This is a genomic window from Akkermansia sp. JRP_AM1, assembly GCF_049262625.1.
Classification (GTDB): domain Bacteria; phylum Verrucomicrobiota; class Verrucomicrobiia; order Verrucomicrobiales; family Akkermansiaceae; genus Akkermansia; species Akkermansia massiliensis.
Map to the genome: position 1 here is coordinate 1140722 of NZ_CP118234.1, position 16385 is coordinate 1157106.

At 61.2% G+C, this 16385-nt stretch carries 15 protein-coding genes and 2 pseudogenes; 7 read left to right on the forward strand and 10 right to left on the reverse strand.

Features of this window, described 5'->3' with window-relative positions; translation table 11 throughout:
- The first annotated feature begins 35 nt into the window (after nucleotides 1–35).
- The 4 genes and pseudogenes from PVA48_RS05365 to miaB all read left to right on the forward strand — a co-directional run bounded on the left by PVA48_RS05365 (nucleotide 36) and on the right by miaB (nucleotide 4030).
- Nucleotides 36–965, forward strand: coding sequence for a DUF3750 domain-containing protein (locus PVA48_RS05365; RefSeq protein WP_102728574.1), 930 nt, complete (start codon nucleotides 36–38; stop codon nucleotides 963–965).
- Nucleotides 966–1078: 113 nt separating this feature from the next.
- A complete protein-coding gene (locus tag PVA48_RS05370) occupies nucleotides 1079–1402 on the forward strand; it encodes a hypothetical protein (RefSeq protein ID WP_102728532.1) in 324 nt (107 codons plus the stop codon).
- A 20-nt stretch (nucleotides 1403–1422) separates the two neighbouring features.
- Nucleotides 1423–2646: a class I SAM-dependent RNA methyltransferase gene (locus PVA48_RS05375; protein WP_102726454.1), complete on the forward strand. Its 1224-nt coding sequence runs from the start codon at nucleotides 1423–1425 to the stop codon at nucleotides 2644–2646.
- Between the two features lie 8 nt (nucleotides 2647–2654).
- Nucleotides 2655–4030: pseudogene (gene miaB / locus PVA48_RS05380) on the forward strand (tRNA (N6-isopentenyl adenosine(37)-C2)-methylthiotransferase MiaB).
- Here the strand turns inward: miaB and PVA48_RS05385 are convergent.
- From PVA48_RS05385 to PVA48_RS05420, 8 genes are all read right to left on the reverse strand, one after another.
- Complete coding sequence (locus tag PVA48_RS05385; RefSeq protein WP_423232359.1) at nucleotides 3993–4586, reverse strand: hypothetical protein; 594 nt, start codon at nucleotides 4584–4586, stop codon at nucleotides 3993–3995. The pseudogene miaB and the gene PVA48_RS05385 sit on opposite strands and share 38 nt — an antisense overlap.
- On the reverse strand, nucleotides 4535–6103 hold the full coding sequence (locus PVA48_RS05390; protein WP_423232360.1) for a ComEC/Rec2 family competence protein: 1569 nt from the start codon (nucleotides 6101–6103) through the stop codon (nucleotides 4535–4537). The genes PVA48_RS05385 and PVA48_RS05390 overlap by 52 nt, the downstream gene beginning before the upstream one ends.
- Nucleotides 6104–6115: 12 nt before the next feature.
- On the reverse strand, nucleotides 6116–7171 hold the full coding sequence (locus PVA48_RS05395) for a 3'-5' exoribonuclease YhaM family protein (RefSeq protein WP_180971001.1): 1056 nt from the start codon (nucleotides 7169–7171) through the stop codon (nucleotides 6116–6118).
- A gap of 76 nt (nucleotides 7172–7247) precedes the next feature.
- A complete protein-coding gene (locus PVA48_RS05400) occupies nucleotides 7248–8708 on the reverse strand; it encodes a discoidin domain-containing protein (RefSeq protein WP_423232361.1) in 1461 nt (486 codons plus the stop codon).
- Nucleotides 8696–9223 (reverse strand): alpha-L-fucosidase, encoded by a 528-nt coding sequence (locus PVA48_RS05405; RefSeq protein ID WP_423232362.1) that lies wholly within the window; start codon nucleotides 9221–9223, stop codon nucleotides 8696–8698. The genes PVA48_RS05400 and PVA48_RS05405 overlap by 13 nt, the downstream gene beginning before the upstream one ends.
- A gap of 300 nt (nucleotides 9224–9523) precedes the next feature.
- The gene (locus tag PVA48_RS05410) at nucleotides 9524–10498 is read right to left on the reverse strand and encodes a permease (RefSeq protein ID WP_102722194.1); all 975 of its coding nucleotides are present in this window, start codon (nucleotides 10496–10498) and stop codon (nucleotides 9524–9526) included.
- A gap of 17 nt (nucleotides 10499–10515) precedes the next feature.
- The gene (locus PVA48_RS05415) at nucleotides 10516–11031 is read right to left on the reverse strand and encodes an MTH895/ArsE family thioredoxin-like protein (RefSeq protein ID WP_215451340.1); all 516 of its coding nucleotides are present in this window, start codon (nucleotides 11029–11031) and stop codon (nucleotides 10516–10518) included.
- 85 nt (nucleotides 11032–11116) lie between these two features.
- Entirely contained in the window at nucleotides 11117–11434 is a 318-nt protein-coding gene (locus PVA48_RS05420; protein ID WP_423232363.1) for an ArsR/SmtB family transcription factor, read from the reverse strand.
- A 169-nt stretch (nucleotides 11435–11603) separates the two neighbouring features.
- Here PVA48_RS05420 and PVA48_RS05425 point away from each other — a divergent pair.
- From PVA48_RS05425 to PVA48_RS05435, 3 genes and pseudogenes are all read left to right on the forward strand, one after another.
- Nucleotides 11604–12436 (forward strand): annotated as a pseudogene (locus tag PVA48_RS05425) (deoxyribonuclease IV).
- Between the two features lie 140 nt (nucleotides 12437–12576).
- The gene (gene eno / locus PVA48_RS05430) at nucleotides 12577–13866 is read left to right on the forward strand and encodes a phosphopyruvate hydratase (RefSeq protein WP_180971640.1); all 1290 of its coding nucleotides are present in this window, start codon (nucleotides 12577–12579) and stop codon (nucleotides 13864–13866) included.
- A gap of 169 nt (nucleotides 13867–14035) precedes the next feature.
- A complete protein-coding gene (locus PVA48_RS05435; RefSeq protein ID WP_102728528.1) occupies nucleotides 14036–15523 on the forward strand; it encodes a hypothetical protein in 1488 nt (495 codons plus the stop codon).
- A 17-nt stretch (nucleotides 15524–15540) separates the two neighbouring features.
- Here the strand turns inward: PVA48_RS05435 and PVA48_RS05440 are convergent, their stop codons facing one another.
- Nucleotides 15541–15738: a hypothetical protein gene (locus tag PVA48_RS05440; protein WP_423232364.1), complete on the reverse strand. Its 198-nt coding sequence runs from the start codon at nucleotides 15736–15738 to the stop codon at nucleotides 15541–15543.
- Nucleotides 15696–16229 carry a hypothetical protein gene (locus tag PVA48_RS05445; protein ID WP_423232365.1) on the reverse strand — a complete coding sequence of 178 codons (534 nt, stop codon included), beginning with the start codon at nucleotides 16227–16229 and terminating at the stop codon, nucleotides 15696–15698. Before PVA48_RS05445 ends, PVA48_RS05440 begins: the two co-directional genes overlap by 43 nt.
- Nucleotides 16230–16385 lie beyond the last annotated feature (156 nt).

Sequence of the window (16385 nt, forward strand, 5' to 3'; positions counted from 1 at the left end):
GCCATCATTTGCCGTTCAAGGTATATACATTCGCCATGCGCCATTCCAACCCCTATAACCGCAGGCACCCCTCACGGAATAAATGGCGCTTTGTTTTCTGGCTGTTCATGGCGTTCCTGCTCCTGGGCGCAGCCCTGGTTTATTTCCACCCTGCGGAAGACTGGAAAACTGCGGACCGCAGCAGCAGCAGCCTGGCCCCTCTACCCGCTGAAGAACCGGAAGCCGTCGTCCAGGTTTATTCGGCACGCGCCTTCGGCTGGCGCAGGTATTTCGCCGTGCACACCTGGATAGCCGTGAAGGAGAAGAATGCCGGCTTTTACACCGTGTACCAGGTCATGGGCTACCAGCTTCCCTCCCGGGGAACCAGCGTTTCCATCGCGCGGGACATTCCGGACCGCAAATGGTTCGGCGCGGAACCGGAATTGATTCAGGAATTGCGCGGAGCAGCGGCGGAAAAGGCCATTCCCGTCATCAGCCGCACGGCGCAGGATTACCCCTATGCCGATACCTACTGGATCATTCCCGGCCCCAACAGCAACACGTTCACCGCCGCGCTGATGAGGGAAGTGCCGGATCTGACGGTGGAGCTTCCGCCTCATGCGGTGGGGAAGGATTATCTGCCCGGCGGCATTGCCGGACGGACGGAAAGCGGCACGGGCATCCGCATCAATTTATGGGGTCTCGCCGGGTTCAGCCTGGGGCTGGCGGAAGGAGCGGAAGTCAGCCTGCTGGGCCTGAACGCAGGCTTTGACCTGTTGCGCCCCGCCCTTAAACTTCCGATGATCGGGCGCATAGGGCTGCCGGACGCTCCTGTGGGCTGGGACTGGTGGAGCGTCACGCTGCTTCTTTCCGCCGGAGGGTTCATCTTCTTCCGCATGCTCCGCCACATGCGCAGGAAGCGGAGGCAGGCGCACCGCATCCCCTACTTCCGCCATCCGCGGACAAAAACGAGCGAGCGCATTTGAGCCGCATGGTACGGAAGCCTTTTTCCCTTATTCCGTTCCCCGTACACGGGAAGAAGGGGAATAAAGCGGAAATTCGATTGCCAAGCGCGGATGAAGCTGTAAGAATCCGCGCCATGAAAAAGCTCCTGATCCGCTCCTGTCTGATTGCCGGGCTGGCCTGGACCGCTTCCTGTTCCTCCAACAAGGAAACGGCGCCTCAGGAACCCGCTCCCGCCCCAGCCGTTCAACCGGAACAAACCGCCGCGGCGGACCGCCCCGCCCCCTGGGCTCCGGCCCCGGTGAAACCGGCCATTTTTCCGGAGGAGGAGAACGCAGAGTCCGTGCCGGGACCAGCCGTATTGCCTGGCGACTTCCGCCCCGGGCTGCGCACCCCCCGGCTGCCGGAAACCCTGCTGTATGATCTGGACGGCAAGCTGATCACCCCCTCCGCCCCGTAACCCTTTTCTTTTCCTTCACCATGACTGCGACCATTCCCAAGGGCTTCCACCCGGAACCTTTTTCCTACCATCAGGAGCTTGAACTGGACATTGACGCCCTTTCCAATGCGGGCGACGGCATCGGCCGTGTGGACGGCTGGGTGGTTTTCGTCCCCTTCGCCCTGCCGGGAGACCGCGTGAAGGCCCGCGTCTGGCGCAACGACAAGAATTATTCCTCCGCGGACCTGGTGGAAGTGCTTCACCCCAGCCCGGACCGCGTGGAGCCCGGCTGCCGCCTGTTCGGCACCTGCGGCGGATGCCAGTACCAGCATTTTTCCTACGACCGCCAGCTTCTCTGGAAAACCCGGCAGGTGGCGGACCTGCTCCGGTTGCAGGCAGGGCTGGAACTGCCCGTCAATCCGGCCATTGCCTCCCCCCGCCAATACCATTACCGCTCCAAGATTACGCCCCATTTTGACAAGCCCAAGGAAGCCAGCCGGCCGGCCATCGGCTTCCTGAAGGCGGGTTCCAGAAGGGAAGTGGTGGATGTGCCGCAATGCCCGATTGCCATGGAGTGCATCAACGAGGCCCTGCCGCTGGCCCGCAAGAGCGTTTACCAGGCCGCGGCCCGGTTCAAGCGGGGAGCTACCATTCTGCTCCGCGCCTCGGAAGGGACCGTCATTACCAATAACAACGCCGTGGCCTGCGAGCGCGTGGGCGGTCTGGAATTTCATTTTTTGGCGGGAGATTTTTTCCAGAACAATCCTTTCATTCTTCCGCTTTTTACGGACTACGTGGCCCAACAGGCGAGCATGGACGGGGAGGAGTTCCTGGTGGACGCCTATTGCGGTTCCGGCCTGTTCGCCCTGAGCCTAGCGAAGAAATTTAAAAAAGTGCTGGGCGTGGAAGTCAGCGAGACTTCCGCGGACTGGGCGCGCAGCAATGCCCGGAGCAACGGGATTAAACACGCGGAATTCCTGGCGGCGGACGCCGGAGCCATTTTCGCCCAGGTGGATTTCCCCGCGGAAAAAACCGCCGTGGTGATCGACCCGCCCCGCAAGGGATGCAGCATGGAGTTCCTGACCCAGTTATTCGCCTTCGGCCCCGGAAAAGTGGTGTACGTTTCCTGCAATCCCGCCACCCAGATACGGGACCTGGCGGAATTTGACAAGGCCGGGTACGCCGTTACCGCCGTCCAGCCCTTTGACCTGTTCCCCCAGACCAAACATCTGGAATGCGTGGTCACCCTGAAAAAGAACATCTGATTTTCCCCATGCCCAAGCTTTACATCAAAACCTACGGCTGCCAGATGAACGAGCGGGACTCCGAGCAGGTGGCCCGCATGTTCGTGCAGAAGGGCTATACCATGACGGACCGCGAGGATGAGGCGGACGTCATCCTGTTCAATTCCTGTTCCATCCGGGAGCAGGCGGAACAGAAGGCGCTGGGGAAGATGGGCCTGCTGGCCAAGCAGCAGCGGCACCGGCCGCACGTGGTGTACGGCATGATGGGCTGCATGGCCCAGAGCAGGAAGGATGAGTTGTTCAAGGAACTGCCGCGCCTGGACCTGGTGATAGGCACCCAGAAGTACCACCGCGTGTTTGAGCATGTGGACGGCATTCTGCGCGCGCGCCAGGAACGCCGCATGGATGAATTGCAGACCGCTTTTTCAGGCACTCACGTGTGCGACGTGGCGGATGAGGAGGATTCCCAGAACCGCATCCGGGACCACCTGAATCCCGGCGCGCGCTCCACGGCGTATGTCTCCATCATGCAGGGGTGTGAAATGAAGTGCGCCTACTGCATCGTCCCCTACACCCGCGGCAAGGAACGCAGCCGCCCCGTCCGGGACGTGGTGGACGAGGTGAAGATGCTGGTGGACGCCGGCGTGAAGGAAGTCACCCTGCTGGGCCAGATCGTCAACCGGTACGGCAGGCAGATGGAAACGGCGGACGGCAAGGGCGGCTTCGTCCAATTGCTGGAAGCCGTGCATGAGGTGGAAGGCCTCCGGCGCATCCGCTTCGTTTCCCCCATCCCATCGGCTTCCGGCAGGATCTGGTGCAGGCATTCACCTACCTGCCCAAGCTGTGCAGCCACATCCATTTCCCCATGCAGAGCGGCAGCGACCGCATCCTGAAAATGATGCGCAGGCCGTACAGGAATGAAACCTATCTGGACCTTTGCGCCCGGATGAAGCAGGCGCGCCCGGATTTGTCCATCACTACGGACATCATCGTGGGCTTCCCCGGAGAAACGGAGGAAGACTACCTGCTGACCCGGCAGGCCGTGGAACGGGTCCAGTTTGACAACGCTTTCATTTTCCGCTACTCCCCGCGCCGCGGCACGCCCGCCGCCGCCATGGAGGAACAGATTCCGGAGGAAGTGAAGGAAGCGCGCAACCAGGACCTGCTGGCCGTGGTCAATGAAATCGCCATCCGGAAAAACCGGGAACTGGTCGGCACCGTTCAGGAAGTCCTGCTGGAAGGACCGTCCAAAACAAATGAAGCGCGCCTCTCCGGACGCACCTCCCAGAACAAGCCCGTGATGGTGGATGCCGCCCCTGACCTGACGGGAGAGCTTCTGCCCATCCGCATTGAGGAAAGCACGGGGTTCACCCTGTACGGCGTCCCATGCCCTTCCAGGGGATGATTTGCACGCCTTCCTCTTCCACCCGCAAATAGATGGCTCCGGTTTCCGGGAGACGGTACACGGCCGTTCCCTCCGGCACGGGGCATTCATGCTCCGTGGTGAAAATGACCGCGCGGGCGCCCGTGGCCCTGATCCATTCGGCGCTGTCCACCGGATCGCGCGGATGGTGCCCGATGACCAGCACATCCGCCCGCGGCGCTATTGCCGCCCGCGCCAGGGAGGAAAACCCGGCATTCCCTATCATCAGGACGAACCGCCCGCGGCATTTCCACGCCAGCACCCGGTTCCGGTCCTGATGGATTCCCGTGGACAACGGTACGGGAAAATCTTCCAAAACAAGTTCATTTCCAGGGCGGAACCTCCATTGCCGAACGGGACATTCCGCATCCGCTGCGCCCCAGTTCCGGATTCCGGGATATTCCTTCGCCAGCGCTTCCACTCCGGCGCGCTCCGCCCTGCCGTTTCCGGAAGCCAGTACGCCGCAAGGCCGGATACTGCGCGCCTTCAACACGGGAAGGAGGGTGTACCGGACCGCGTTTTCCGTTCCTGCGGCCACGACCAGCGCGGGATTGGAGATGACCGCGGACCAGGCGTCCTTCTGCAACGGAACGAGGACGGCTTCATTTTCCCCGGCAGGCGGCGCGGAAGAAAGATAGCTGCACGGCAGGGAAGCCACTCCCCCGCCACCGCCAGCATGGCGGAGGCCAGCCAGGAAGCCGCCGTATTGCAAGCGCATGACATCCACGGGCACCATGCGAACACCAGCCCGAACAGGGAGACGCCCATGAGCGGAAAAACGAGCACGCTCAAGCACAAATTGGTCAGGGGAGCGTACAGGTTCCAGGTGTCGAAGTGCCATGCCGTCAGGGGAATGGACATCAGCCACGCCCCCACGGAGATGAGCAGCGCGCCGCGGCACGCTTTTTCCAGGCGCACCAGGCCTTTTTCCCGCGCATTGTAAATCCGGGAAGGAATGAACGGGTCCGGAGCCCACAGGGGCCTTTCCCGGCTGCTCCATCCTGCCAGGCAGACAATCACGGCGAAGACGCAGAAGGAGAGCTGGAACCCCGGCTGGAAAACCTGGAGCGGGTCCATCAGGCAAAGGAGGATGAAAGCCAGCGCCAGAATATTGGCCGGATGCCCCTTCCGGCGCAGCACGGACGCCAGCAGCCAGACCGCCGCCATGATGAAGGCCCGCAGGGCGGAGGCGGACATCCCGGTCACAAACACGTACACCGCCAGCAACGGAATGCAGGCCAGCCGCGCCGCACGGGGGCGCACGTACAACAGCCTCAGCATTCCCAGAACCAGCATGGCCGCCACCCCCACATGCATGCCGCTGACGGCGAACACGTGCATGCAGCCGCTTTCCAGAAACTTCGCCATCGTTTCCGGCCTCGCGTCCGTCTTGTCCCCCAGCACGGCGGAAACCATCACCTGCCGGGCCTCGTCATCCGCCGGCGCGCCTTCCCTCAGCAGGCCTGCGGCCCCCTCCCGGAGCCGCAGGGAAAACGCCCGGAGGCGGCTGCGCCAGTCGCCCGGCCCCACCCGGCAGGCGCCATCCAGCCGAATCCCGGCAATAATGCCGTGCAGGTATCCCCACCGCTCCCGGTCAAAGATGCCGGGGCCGCACGGGGCCTGGAGCGGATATGTCTCTCCCTCAATCCGGTACCGTTCCCCTACTGCCAGGGGGCATTCCCCGCCACGGGAGGAAACTGCGTACAGCCACCGGGAGCCATCCGGGCGGAACAGAACGGACTTTCCGGAAACGGCGTTAACGGAACCCTCCATGGCGACAGTCCTTCCCGCCTCTACGGGAACATTCCCGTATTCCCGGTCATACGCCAGCAGATGCATGGCCGCCCACACCGCCAGGGCAATGGCCAGCAGGCTCATGGAAGGGGCCCGGAACAGGCAGGGCAATAGCGCCCAGCAGAGGCAGAGGCCCCAGAACCAGGGGGAAACGTCCACCGCCGCGCATGCGCACAGCATGGCGAGAGCGGGAGCCAGCAGGGGAGCCGCGGCCATGGTCCGTTCCAGCCACGGCCGCCGCAGGTGGCGCTCCTGTTCCATCCGGGGAAAAACTTACTGCATGGCGTCCGCGCCGTCCCGTTCCAGGGGAAGAACGGAAGGTAGCGGAAGAACGACGTTGGCAGGCAGGGGGGCCTTGCGCTGGAGCACCTTGGGAGCCAGCGCCTCGCTCGTCTCATAGGCGCCGCGGAACATCTCCAGCTTGGCGTCCAGATTGTCAATGTAATGCAGGGCCACCGCCTCCGGGGTCTTGGGGAACACGGGGGAGCCGAAGGCCAGTTCCCCGTGGTGGGAGGCGATCAGGTGCAGCAGGTGCATGCGCACGTCCGGGGAGGCGGGGTCCAGCGTCTTCCAGGATTCCGCTTCCGGAAGGGCCATGATGCGCTTCCACAGATTGTTGACCAGTTCAATGCCCAGCGGAATGTGGCCCAGCAATTCCCCGGCTTCCGAATAGGGCATCGTGAAATCCTCCTTCGGGTAGCAGTTTTCCCACAGCTTCCCGCAGTCGTGAAACAGGCATCCGGCCAGCAGGAGGTCGCGGTTCAGCTCCGGATTCGCCTGGCAGACGGCAGAGGCCGTGCGCATCATTCCCGCCACATGCTCCACCAGTCCGCCGCGGCGGGCGTGATGGTAAGTGCGGGCGGCGGCGGCGCGCTGGAGGCGTTCCCCGAACTGTTCGATGAATTCAATGCACAGGGCGCGAATGCGCGGATCATTCATGCCCTTGATGAGCACGCAAATCTCCTTCAGGTCCGCTTCCTGCTTCTTCTTCAAGGTTCCGGACCCGGCCAGGAAGCTTTCCTTCTCCTGTTCGTCCAGGGGGCGCACTTCCAGATCGGCCGCTTCCATGCCGAAGCCCCCCTTGGTCCACTGGCCGCGCAGGCTCACGAAACTGCGGAGAGGCAGGGAGGCCAGCGTGCGGAACCAGGGCTTGTCCTCCCACACCTTCAGTCCCATCGTCCCTTCCGCATCGGCAAAAGATACGTCCAGATACGGCTTGTTGCTCTTGGTCATCTTCTGCGCGCACTGGGCAATCTGGGCAAAAACTTCCGCTTCCACCTGGCCCTCCGCGGCCAGCTTGCCCAACTCCATGAGACTGACTTGTTCCATGCGGGCCATCTTGCCCCGCTTCCCTCCATCCGTCAAGAAAACGCCGGAGGACTACGATGATAAAAAAGGAAACCGCTTATTTTTCCAATACTCCCAACTCAGCAACGGCAACATGGCTGCCTTCCACTACCCGCTTGCCTACAAAACGCAGGTAACGGGCTTTCACGGGCGTCTCCAGGTCAATCCGCTGCGGAACGGGATTGGCGCGGATATTGGAAAACTCTCCCTCCGCGGCGGGAGCTCCCCAATCGTTTCCGTCCGCACTCAGGTAGACGGCGTAGCGGTCAACCGTCCCCTTTGCGGAATCCTTGCGGGGCGTGTAGATGACGGCGGCAACGTTGACCGGACGCCCCATGTCGATTTCCAGCGCCTGCGGAGGAGCTATTTCCCCCTGGGCGGCATGCGTATGCCAGAGGGTGGAGGGGTTGCCGTCAATGGCCAGCTCCGGGGCGGCGGCGCTTCTTTCCCCGGCCGCCACCTTCCAGTCCCTCGTGGGGACGGGGATGATCTGCGCGGTTACGGAAGACCTTCTGCCGCGGTATTCGCCCACCGCCTTCACCGTCCCCCCGGCAGGGAGAAGGAAAGGCTCCCTGTACACGGCGGACTGCGGGCCGGGATCCGTTCCGTCCGTGGTGTACCTGGTCACCACGCCCTCTGCGGATGCCAGGGTCACCCGGCCGTCGCGGTCGTAATTCACCGCCGGCGCATTCAAGATGACAGGGTGCTTCCACAGGGAAACCTCGCACAAGGCCGGAACGGCCCGGGACTCTTCCAGCACCACGCGCACTCCATCCGCCGTCACGGGCCTGCCCTTCAAAAGAACCCTGGCTCCTATGCTGGAACCTTCTGTCCATTTGCTCCATCGGCCGTTTTCACGCACCTCCACGCGGAACTTGCGCACCCTCTGCCCCAGCTGGACGGGTTCCGCCAGCCGGATGACGTCAAACGCCGCAGGTTCCGGCAACTTCAACACCAGGGAGGGATCTTTATCTTCCGGAGCGGCCGCCCAGTACGTCGCCCGCTTCCGGTCCAGAACCTGTTCCGGACCGTGCCCCTTCCATGAGGAGGAAGACTCCGCGCGCGCTCCGGAAGCGAAGTTGCGGGAATACAGTTCATCCAGCAGCGCACGGAAGCCCGCCAGGGACTTTTTATCCTCTTCATGAATGCGGCCGCGGCGGTCCGGCGGCACGTTCAGATTCAGGTTGGCCCCTCTGCCTACGCTGTCAAAGTACAGTTTCAGCAGATTCTCCGGCGTCCGGACGCGGGAATTCTCATGCTCATGCCAGAACCAGCCGGGACGGATGGAAACATCCACTTCCGCGGGAATCCAGTACTTGCCGTCCACGGTGCCTTCCGTGCCCAACTGGTAGCGCACGGTGCCGGGCGCGGGTTCCGTCCCGGCTTGCAGCGGAACGGGGGTGTACGTGGCCCAGCAGGGATAGCCCGCATAACCGCTTTCGTTCCCCACCCAGCGGGCGCCCGGCCCCACGTCGGAAAAAATCACCGCTCCGGGCTGCCGTTTCTTCAGTTCCCCCACGTCGTCTTCCAGTCGTAATACGTGCTCCGGTCAATGGAGCGCTTCTCCCGCGTTCCACCGTAATAGCCGTCCCCTCCGTTCGCTCCGTCAAACCACGCCAGGAAAACGGGACCGTATCCCGTCGCCAGCTCCTTCAACTGCTGGCGGTACATTTTGATATATTCCGGGGTGCCGTAGGAGGAAGCGTTGCGGTCCCAGGGCGACAGGTAAATGCCGAACCTGACGCCGTATTTTTTGCACGCGCGGGAAATCTCCTTCACCACATCGCCCTTCCCCTGCTTCCACGGGGAGGCCGCCACGCTGTGCTGGGTAGTCTTCGTGGGCCACAGGCAGAAACCGTCATGGTGCTTGCAGGTCAGCACCACTCCCTTGAACCCGGCATCCGCCAGCGTTTTGACGAGGTCGTCCGCATCAAAATCGGAAGGGTTGAACAGCTCCGGCTTCTCGTCGCCATAACCCCATTCCTTCCCGGTAAAGGTATTGATGGTGAAATGGATGAAGGCATACATCTCCATATCGTGCCATGCCAGTTGAGCCGGAGAAGGAACAGGCTTCAACGGGGAACCCCATTCTTCACTTCCGCTTCCGCCAACCCGGCGGCCAGCATGCAGGTTCCCAGAAGGGCCGGGGCCAATTGATTCAATCTTCTCATCAAATGCATAACTAACGTTCGGAACTATGTACGCTCCGGGCATCCCGTTCTTTCAGACAACTCTACGAGTTAAAGCCGTACCGCCCGCTGAAGATGGCCTGTTTCCCGCAATCGCGGGAGAAACGGGGCGCCTGCGCTTTTTTCCTTTTCCGCCCATCAGGGATTATGGAGCAATCAATATATTGAACACGTATCCGGACAGAATGATAAACGCCGTCACTGTTCCGAAGAAAATCCAGATCAGCTTCCAGGTCATCACCTTCTTCAGAAGGGCCGCCTCCGGCACGGAAAGCCCTACCGTCGCCATCATGAACGCTATCGCCGTGCCGATCGGAACGCCTTTCGCCACAAACACCTGGATCACCGGAACTATCGCCGCCGCATTCGCATACATCGGAACCGCGCAAATTACCGCAACCGGCACCGCCCACCAATGCTCCCGGCTCATGGACGCTTCAAAAAATCCCTCCGGCACATAGCCGTGCACCGCCGCTCCCATAGCGATGCCGATCACCACATACAGCGCCACTCCCTTTACGATTTCCCACGCATCATGCATGATGACGGCCCATCTCTTCCGGAACGGCGTCCCCTTCCGCTCCCACGCGCCGCTTTCCTCCCCGGACTGGACAAGCAGCCCCCGTATCCAGGGGGACAGATAGCGTTCCAGCCTGAACCTCTCCAGCACAGCCCCTCCCATCATCCCCAGCAAAATGCCGGAGACCGCATAAATCACCGTGATCTTGACCCCGAACGCCCCCAGGAACAGGGCGATGGCAACCTCATTCACCAGAGGCGATGTGATCAGGAAGGCAAACGTCACGCCCAGCGGAATCCCTCCTTTCACAAAGCCGATAAACAGGGGAATGGAGGAACATGAACAGAACGGCGTGACCGCCCCGAACAGGGCGGCGAAAAAATACTGAAACCCGTAGAGCTTCTTTGTCGTCAAAAACACGCGGATGCGTTCCACCGGGAAATAGGCGTTCACCACGCCCATGAAAAGACTGATCGCGTACAGCAGGAAGAGGATCTTCACCGTGTCGTACACGAAGAAGTTGACCGCCTCCCCCAGACGGGTATGGGGTGTGAACTCCAACACCCCGTAAACCAGCCAGTCAGCAAAATCCTGAATCATAACCGGGAAGAATTCTCCTACCGCTCTGCGGAAACAGACGGGCGGGGAGGTTCCCCGCCCCCGGAACGTTCCCGGTGATTCATCATCTTAACCACCGCCAGCAGAATGAGCAGCGCCGCAGCCCAGACGGCAGCCCTTTTCCATCCGCCCTTTCGCTTGAAGGAAGCGCTGCCGCAGCAGCCCCCTCCTCCGCACCCGCAGGAACCTGCCTCCGGATGGGGAAGATTCCCCTTTACTGCCCTTGAATCCTCCGGCCTTCCGCTACAGCAACCCTTCTCCGGAGAATCCGCTTGAAGCGCTTTTTGGAGCATCCTCCTGATTTCATCCCGGGAGGGTACCGTGCCGGAAACAAGAATCCTGCCGTCCACCTCAAGAGCCGGGGTTTCCAGCACTCCGGCGGCGGCAAGTTGCGCGGCATCCGTCACCTTTTCCGGAAGCGGTTCCAGACAGAGTTCCCGCATGACCTGCTCCGTCACCTGCGCCAATGCCGTACATTTGGCGCACCCCGGTCCGTAAATTACTATCCTCTTCATGTAATTATTGATTTATATTTTTAAGAATATCAAAATGTATGAATAAAAAATACTGAACAAACTGAATACCAATACCGTTACCCCTTTAACGCCGGGCTTTCCTGCAAACACGACAGCACGCTGCTGAGGCAGGGGCAGCACAGGGAATAATACACATTTTTCCCCGCTGCTCACAGGACACTATCCGGCTGTTCTTCAACACGTTCAAATGGCTGGAAACGGTAGACATGTCACGTCCGGAATCCTTCTGCAGTTCGCAGACGCAGCGTTCTCCATCCAGAAGCATCTCCACAATCATGAGGCGCACGGGATGCCCCAGCGCCTTGAAAACACCGGCAAGAGGTTCCAGCTCCTTGACGGAGTGAACCGGACGGGATGAAGAGGTGCAGGAGCAATCGGACATAAGCAATGGATTTATTATTTTTAAAATCGTAAAAATGTCAATCTGTTTTCCCGCCACGGCCATGGCACACCGCGCAGGCACGGAGCCATGCGGCAGCCGCTTGAAACCACCCCCCATGCTGGACACGGCAATTCCCTTCCGATATGCTCGTTTACACACCTTTACCGCCATGCTGTACATCGGATGCCACCTCTCCTCCGCAAAAGGTTACGAAGCCATGGGCAGGGTTGCCCTTTCCATCGGCGCCAACACCTTCCAGTTCTTTTCCCGCAACCCGCGCGGAAGCAAGGCCAAGGCCATTGACGAACCGGACATTGCCCGTTTTCTGAAGCTGGCGGAAGACAACGGCTTCAGCACGCTGCTGGCGCACGCCCCTTATACGCTGAACCCCTGCTCCGCTGACCCCAAAGTCACCCGCTTTGCGGCCCAGGTGCTGAGGGAAGACCTGGAGCTCATGGAGCATCTGCCGGGCAACCTTTACAACTTCCATCCCGGCAGCCACGTGGGACAGGGAGTGGAAAAAGGCATTGAACTGGTGGCGGACCAACTGAACGGCGTGCTTGCTCCGGACCAAAAAACCACCGTTCTGCTGGAAACCATGTCCGGCAAGGGAAGCGAGCTCGGCAAGACCTTTGAAGAACTGGCCGCCATCATTGAGCGCGTGGACCTGAAAGAAAAGCTGGGCGTCTGCCTGGACACCTGCCACGTTTATTCCGCCGGGTACGACATTGTCAACAGCCTGGACGCCGTGCTGGAACAGTTCGACTCCGTGCTGGGCCTGGAACGCCTGCACGCCATCCACCTGAACGACAGCATGACGCCTTTCTCCTCCTTCAAGGACCACCATGAAACCATCGGCAAGGGGAGCCTGGGAGAACAGGCCTTCATCAACATCATCAACCATCCTTCCCTCCGGGAAGTGCCCTTTTCCTGGAAACGCCCCGGGACGACGCCGGGCACGGCGAGGAAATAGCCTGGCTGAAAGAACATTACCGCGGCTGAGCGTGATTCCCGGATCAACCGGGTTGCCTGTGATGGAGAAAAAGCTTGCATGCGCGCCGGATACGGGATACATAAGGCCTGTAAATTAGTTTAAACTAATTCCAATATCTGCTTTTCAAGGCAGAACCCATCCGGCTTTTATGAAAGAAATGCGCATCGCAAAAATAACAGGGCGTGAAATTCTGGATTCACGCGGCAACCCCACCATTGAGGCGGACGTTTATCTGGAAGGCGGAGCCACAGGCACGGCGGGCGTCCCCAGCGGAGCTTCCACCGGGGAACATGAAGCCTGGGAACTCAGGGACGGCGACACGGCCCGCTACCAGGGCAAAGGCGTCACCAAAGCTGTGGACAATATCCGCAACGTCATCGCCCCGGCCCTGATCGGCCTGGAAGCGACGGAACAAACCACGGCGGACGCCCTCATGAGCTCCCTGGACGGCACCTTCAACAAGGCCAAACTGGGAGCCAACGCCATTCTGGGCGTTTCCCTGGCGCTTGCCAAGGCGGCGGCGGCCCAGCTGCAACAGCCCCTGTACCGCTACCTGGGCGGTCCGAACGCCAAGGTTCTGCCCGTCCCCATGATGAACATCATCAATGGGGGCGCCCACTCCGACGCGCCCATCGACTTCCAGGAATTCATGATCGTTCCGTCCGGCGCGCCTACTTTCCGGGAAGCCCTGCGCTATGGCGCGGAAGTCTTCCATGCCCTGAAATCCGTCCTGCACAGCCGCGGCCTTTCCACCGCCGTGGGTGATGAAGGCGGCTTCGCCCCCAGGCTGAACTCCGCGGAAGACGCGCTGGACTGCATCGCCCAGGCCGTGGACAAGGCCGGCTACCGGTTCGGGGAGGATATTTCCATTGCCCTGGACGTGGCTTCCTCCGAATTCTACGATCCGGAATCCGGACTGTACGTTTTCAAGAAGTCCGACGGCAGCCGCAGAACCGCCGCGGAACTGACGGATTACTACGTGGAACTGAAGAAGAAATACCCCATCGTCTCCATTGAGGACGGCTGTGCGGAAAACGACTGGGACGGCTGGAAAATCCTGACGGAAAAACTGGGCAAAAGCACCCAGCTCGTCGGGGACGACCTCTTCGTCACCAACGTTGAATTCCTCAGAAAAGGCATTCATCTGGGCGTGGGCAACTCCATTCTGGTGAAGGTAAACCAGATCGGCTCCCTGACGGAGACGCTGGATGCCGTGGAGCTGGCCATGGGCAACCGCTACACCGCCGTTATTTCCCACCGCTCCGGGGAAACGGAAGACGCCACCATCGCGGACATCGCCGTGGGGACCAACGCCGGCCAGATCAAGACCGGCTCCCTGAGCCGTTCCGACCGCATGGCCAAATACAACCGCCTTCTCCGGATTGAGGAGGAACTGGGGGAATCCGCCCGCTACGGCAACGGATTCGGCCTGTTCTGACCTCTTTTGCCGGAACTGGTATAAAGCAACCCAAATCCCCGGTCGTCGTGAGGCGGCGCGGGGATTTTTCATTCTCCGGGGTAATTGCATCCTTTTCTTTGGGACAAAATATGCAATGCTGGGCTTTCGGATTCCGCATTGCCAAAAAGCCCCATCTCCGTTCCGCGCCATGTCTCCCAGCCTTTCCCTGCCCACACGCCCCCTGCTGTGCGCGGCACTGGCGTACCTGGCGCTTCCTCTGGGCCTCTTCCTGTGGGGATGGCTGCATCCCGCCTTCTCCGTTCCGCTTTGCGCCGCACTGGCGTATGGATTGTACGCCTGCACCCGGAATCTTCCGGAACAACGGCTTCCTCTGAAAGCCCGCGGACTGGCCGTGCTGGGCTTTCTGTCCGCCTTCTGCCTGCTGCTGGTGCTGCTGTGCGGCTTCACGGGCCACTGCCAGCAGCACGCGGACTTTGCAGTCCGCAACGCCGTTTACGAACAGCTTGCGGCAGGCTCCTGGCCCCTCGTCATGTCGGACGGGCGCCACTTCATCTACTATCTGGGCCATTGGCTGCCTCCTGCGCTGGCCGCCTCCTGCTGTCCGGATGCATGGGCTCCCTGGCTGCTGGCCCTGTGGACCTTCCTGGGGCTGGAACTGGCGCTGCTGGCGGCTGCCTCCCGCTGGGGCGTCCGGCAAACGGCCTGGTGGGCGCTGGTTCTCTTCTGCCTGGGATCTCCGGCAGCGGCGCTGGACTGCCTGGGAATGCCCCTCCCCTCCCTGTTCGCGGAATACAATGCCCAGATGGTGCTGTTCATCGGCATGCCCGCCCAACTCTTCAACACGTTCAACCATGCCGTTCCGGCGCTGTTGTGCGCCGTGCTTATTCTGACCCGCTCCCTGCCTGCCGCGGGATATTATTTCATGGGGGCATTGCTGCTGCCGTCCTCCCCGCTGGGCGCTCTTCTGCTCCTTCCGTACATAGTGTATGAAACCCTGTTCTGCCGCCCAACGGAGCAGGCTCCTCCTTCCCGGCTCCGGTCCCTCCTGCTCCAGCCGGCTTTCTGGGTTGCCGCCCTGTGCGCGGCGGTCATGGCCGTCTTTTATGCCCATCTGGACGGTGGGGGGCAATTTTCCTGCCTTTTTGCCGGGAAGTATGCGGAAATCTACCACTACGGCCAGCAGCGGCTGCTGCTCTATCCCGGCTCCGTCAAATACGCCAGTTTCCTGCTGGCTCTGGCCCTGGGCGTTCTGCTGCCGGGTGCGCTGCTCTTCCAAGCATGCCGGAGGAATCCGCTGTACTACATCACGCTGGGGATAATGGCAGGCAGCCTCTTTTTCCGCACGGGCATCATGAATAATGAACTTCTCTTTAAAGCCCCGGCGGTCCTCTATCCCTTCCTCTCCCTGCTCTTTCTCCATGCCTTCCGCCAGGGGGGCACGAAATACCGGACACTCCTGATTCTTTACCTGGCCTGCACGGCCCTTCCGTCCCTGCAATGCATGATGGAAAAAGCGGGTACGTTCTCCACCCGGGCGAGCACTATGCAGGAGCATCAGCTGACGGCGCACGGCGGCATGCTTGACCGCCGGAAAGACCCCGTCTGCCGCCAATTCGTCAAAAAGGACGACCATCCCCTCCCCGCCTGGCTGTTCAAGACCGGAACAAGGCCATAACGTCACGGCGGCGGGAATCAATCCAGCCTGATGCCGAACATGTCCGACAGGGACCCGGCATCCTTGTCCAGCGCGTCTTCTCCTCCGGGAACGGCTTCCGGAGCCTTCGGAATCAGGACGGAGGCGTCCATTCCGCGCAGGGTGAACAGCAGTTCCGGCTGTTCGTCCAGCATCACGCCGAAGGCGTACAGGACCGCGGACGCATGCTTGCACAAATCCGCCCAGTCCGGGCAGGAACAGGAAAAACGCCACTCTTCCGGCGCAGGGAACAGGCCGCCCTCCGGATCGCACAGGATTTCCAGCAGCTCCGGGAAAGGTTCCCCTTCAGCAAGTCAATCCAGGAACCGATATGCCCGGCGCACCGCGCACGCAACCGGGCAAGCGCCTCTTCATCCGGAGGGGCGGCATGCACGCGGACCTCATACAAATGCTCCCCCATCACCAGCGCGTCAATGCGGCCGGGAGCCGCTTTCACGTCCAGAACGCAGCCATAGCGCAAATAAGTACGCCCGGGGGCCAGCCGCATGCCGTACACCTCGCACGCGGCCAGGCTCTTCATCCATTCCTTTCCCCAGAACTTTTTCGCCAGATTTCGCCCGGAAGCCGTCACGGGATGCAGCTCCATCCCCTCCGCGGCCAGTTCCGCCGCCTTCTCCTCCGCGCGTTTCCGCAAATCCGCCCGTTTCAGGGGCTTTTCATCATCCATGCACACGGAGCCATAGTAACATATGCGGCCCTCTTGCCACAGGCAAAAGGCAGCCATGCGCCGTTTCCCTTTTTCTTCCGGCCTCATTCCGGTTTTCCAGGCACACGGATTTTCTCCCGTTCCGCGGAATCTGCCTCCATTACCCATTTCAGGCTT

What these genes read in the sequence shown, in the direction of transcription:
- PVA48_RS05365 (WP_102728574.1), top strand. Translation starts at nt 36, where the DNA reads ATGCGCCATTCCAACCCCTATAACCGCAGGCACCCCTCACGGAATAAA.
- PVA48_RS05370 (WP_102728532.1), top strand. Translation starts at nt 1,079, where the DNA reads ATGAAAAAGCTCCTGATCCGCTCCTGTCTGATTGCCGGGCTGGCCTGG.
- PVA48_RS05375 (WP_102726454.1), top strand. Translation starts at nt 1,423, where the DNA reads ATGACTGCGACCATTCCCAAGGGCTTCCACCCGGAACCTTTTTCCTAC.
- PVA48_RS05390 (WP_423232360.1), bottom strand. Translation starts at nt 6,103, where the DNA reads ATGGAACAGGAGCGCCACCTGCGGCGGCCGTGGCTGGAACGGACCATG.
- PVA48_RS05395 (WP_180971001.1), bottom strand. Translation starts at nt 7,171, where the DNA reads ATGGAACAAGTCAGTCTCATGGAGTTGGGCAAGCTGGCCGCGGAGGGC.
- PVA48_RS05405 (WP_423232362.1), bottom strand. Translation starts at nt 9,223, where the DNA reads ATGGAGATGTATGCCTTCATCCATTTCACCATCAATACCTTTACCGGG.
- PVA48_RS05410 (WP_102722194.1), bottom strand. Translation starts at nt 10,498, where the DNA reads ATGATTCAGGATTTTGCTGACTGGCTGGTTTACGGGGTGTTGGAGTTC.
- PVA48_RS05415 (WP_215451340.1), bottom strand. Translation starts at nt 11,031, where the DNA reads ATGAAGAGGATAGTAATTTACGGACCGGGGTGCGCCAAATGTACGGCA.
- PVA48_RS05420 (WP_423232363.1), bottom strand. Translation starts at nt 11,434, where the DNA reads ATGTCCGATTGCTCCTGCACCTCTTCATCCCGTCCGGTTCACTCCGTC.
- eno (WP_180971640.1), top strand. Translation starts at nt 12,577, where the DNA reads ATGAAAGAAATGCGCATCGCAAAAATAACAGGGCGTGAAATTCTGGAT.
- PVA48_RS05435 (WP_102728528.1), top strand. Translation starts at nt 14,036, where the DNA reads ATGTCTCCCAGCCTTTCCCTGCCCACACGCCCCCTGCTGTGCGCGGCA.
- PVA48_RS05445 (WP_423232365.1), bottom strand. Translation starts at nt 16,229, where the DNA reads ATGGATGATGAAAAGCCCCTGAAACGGGCGGATTTGCGGAAACGCGCG.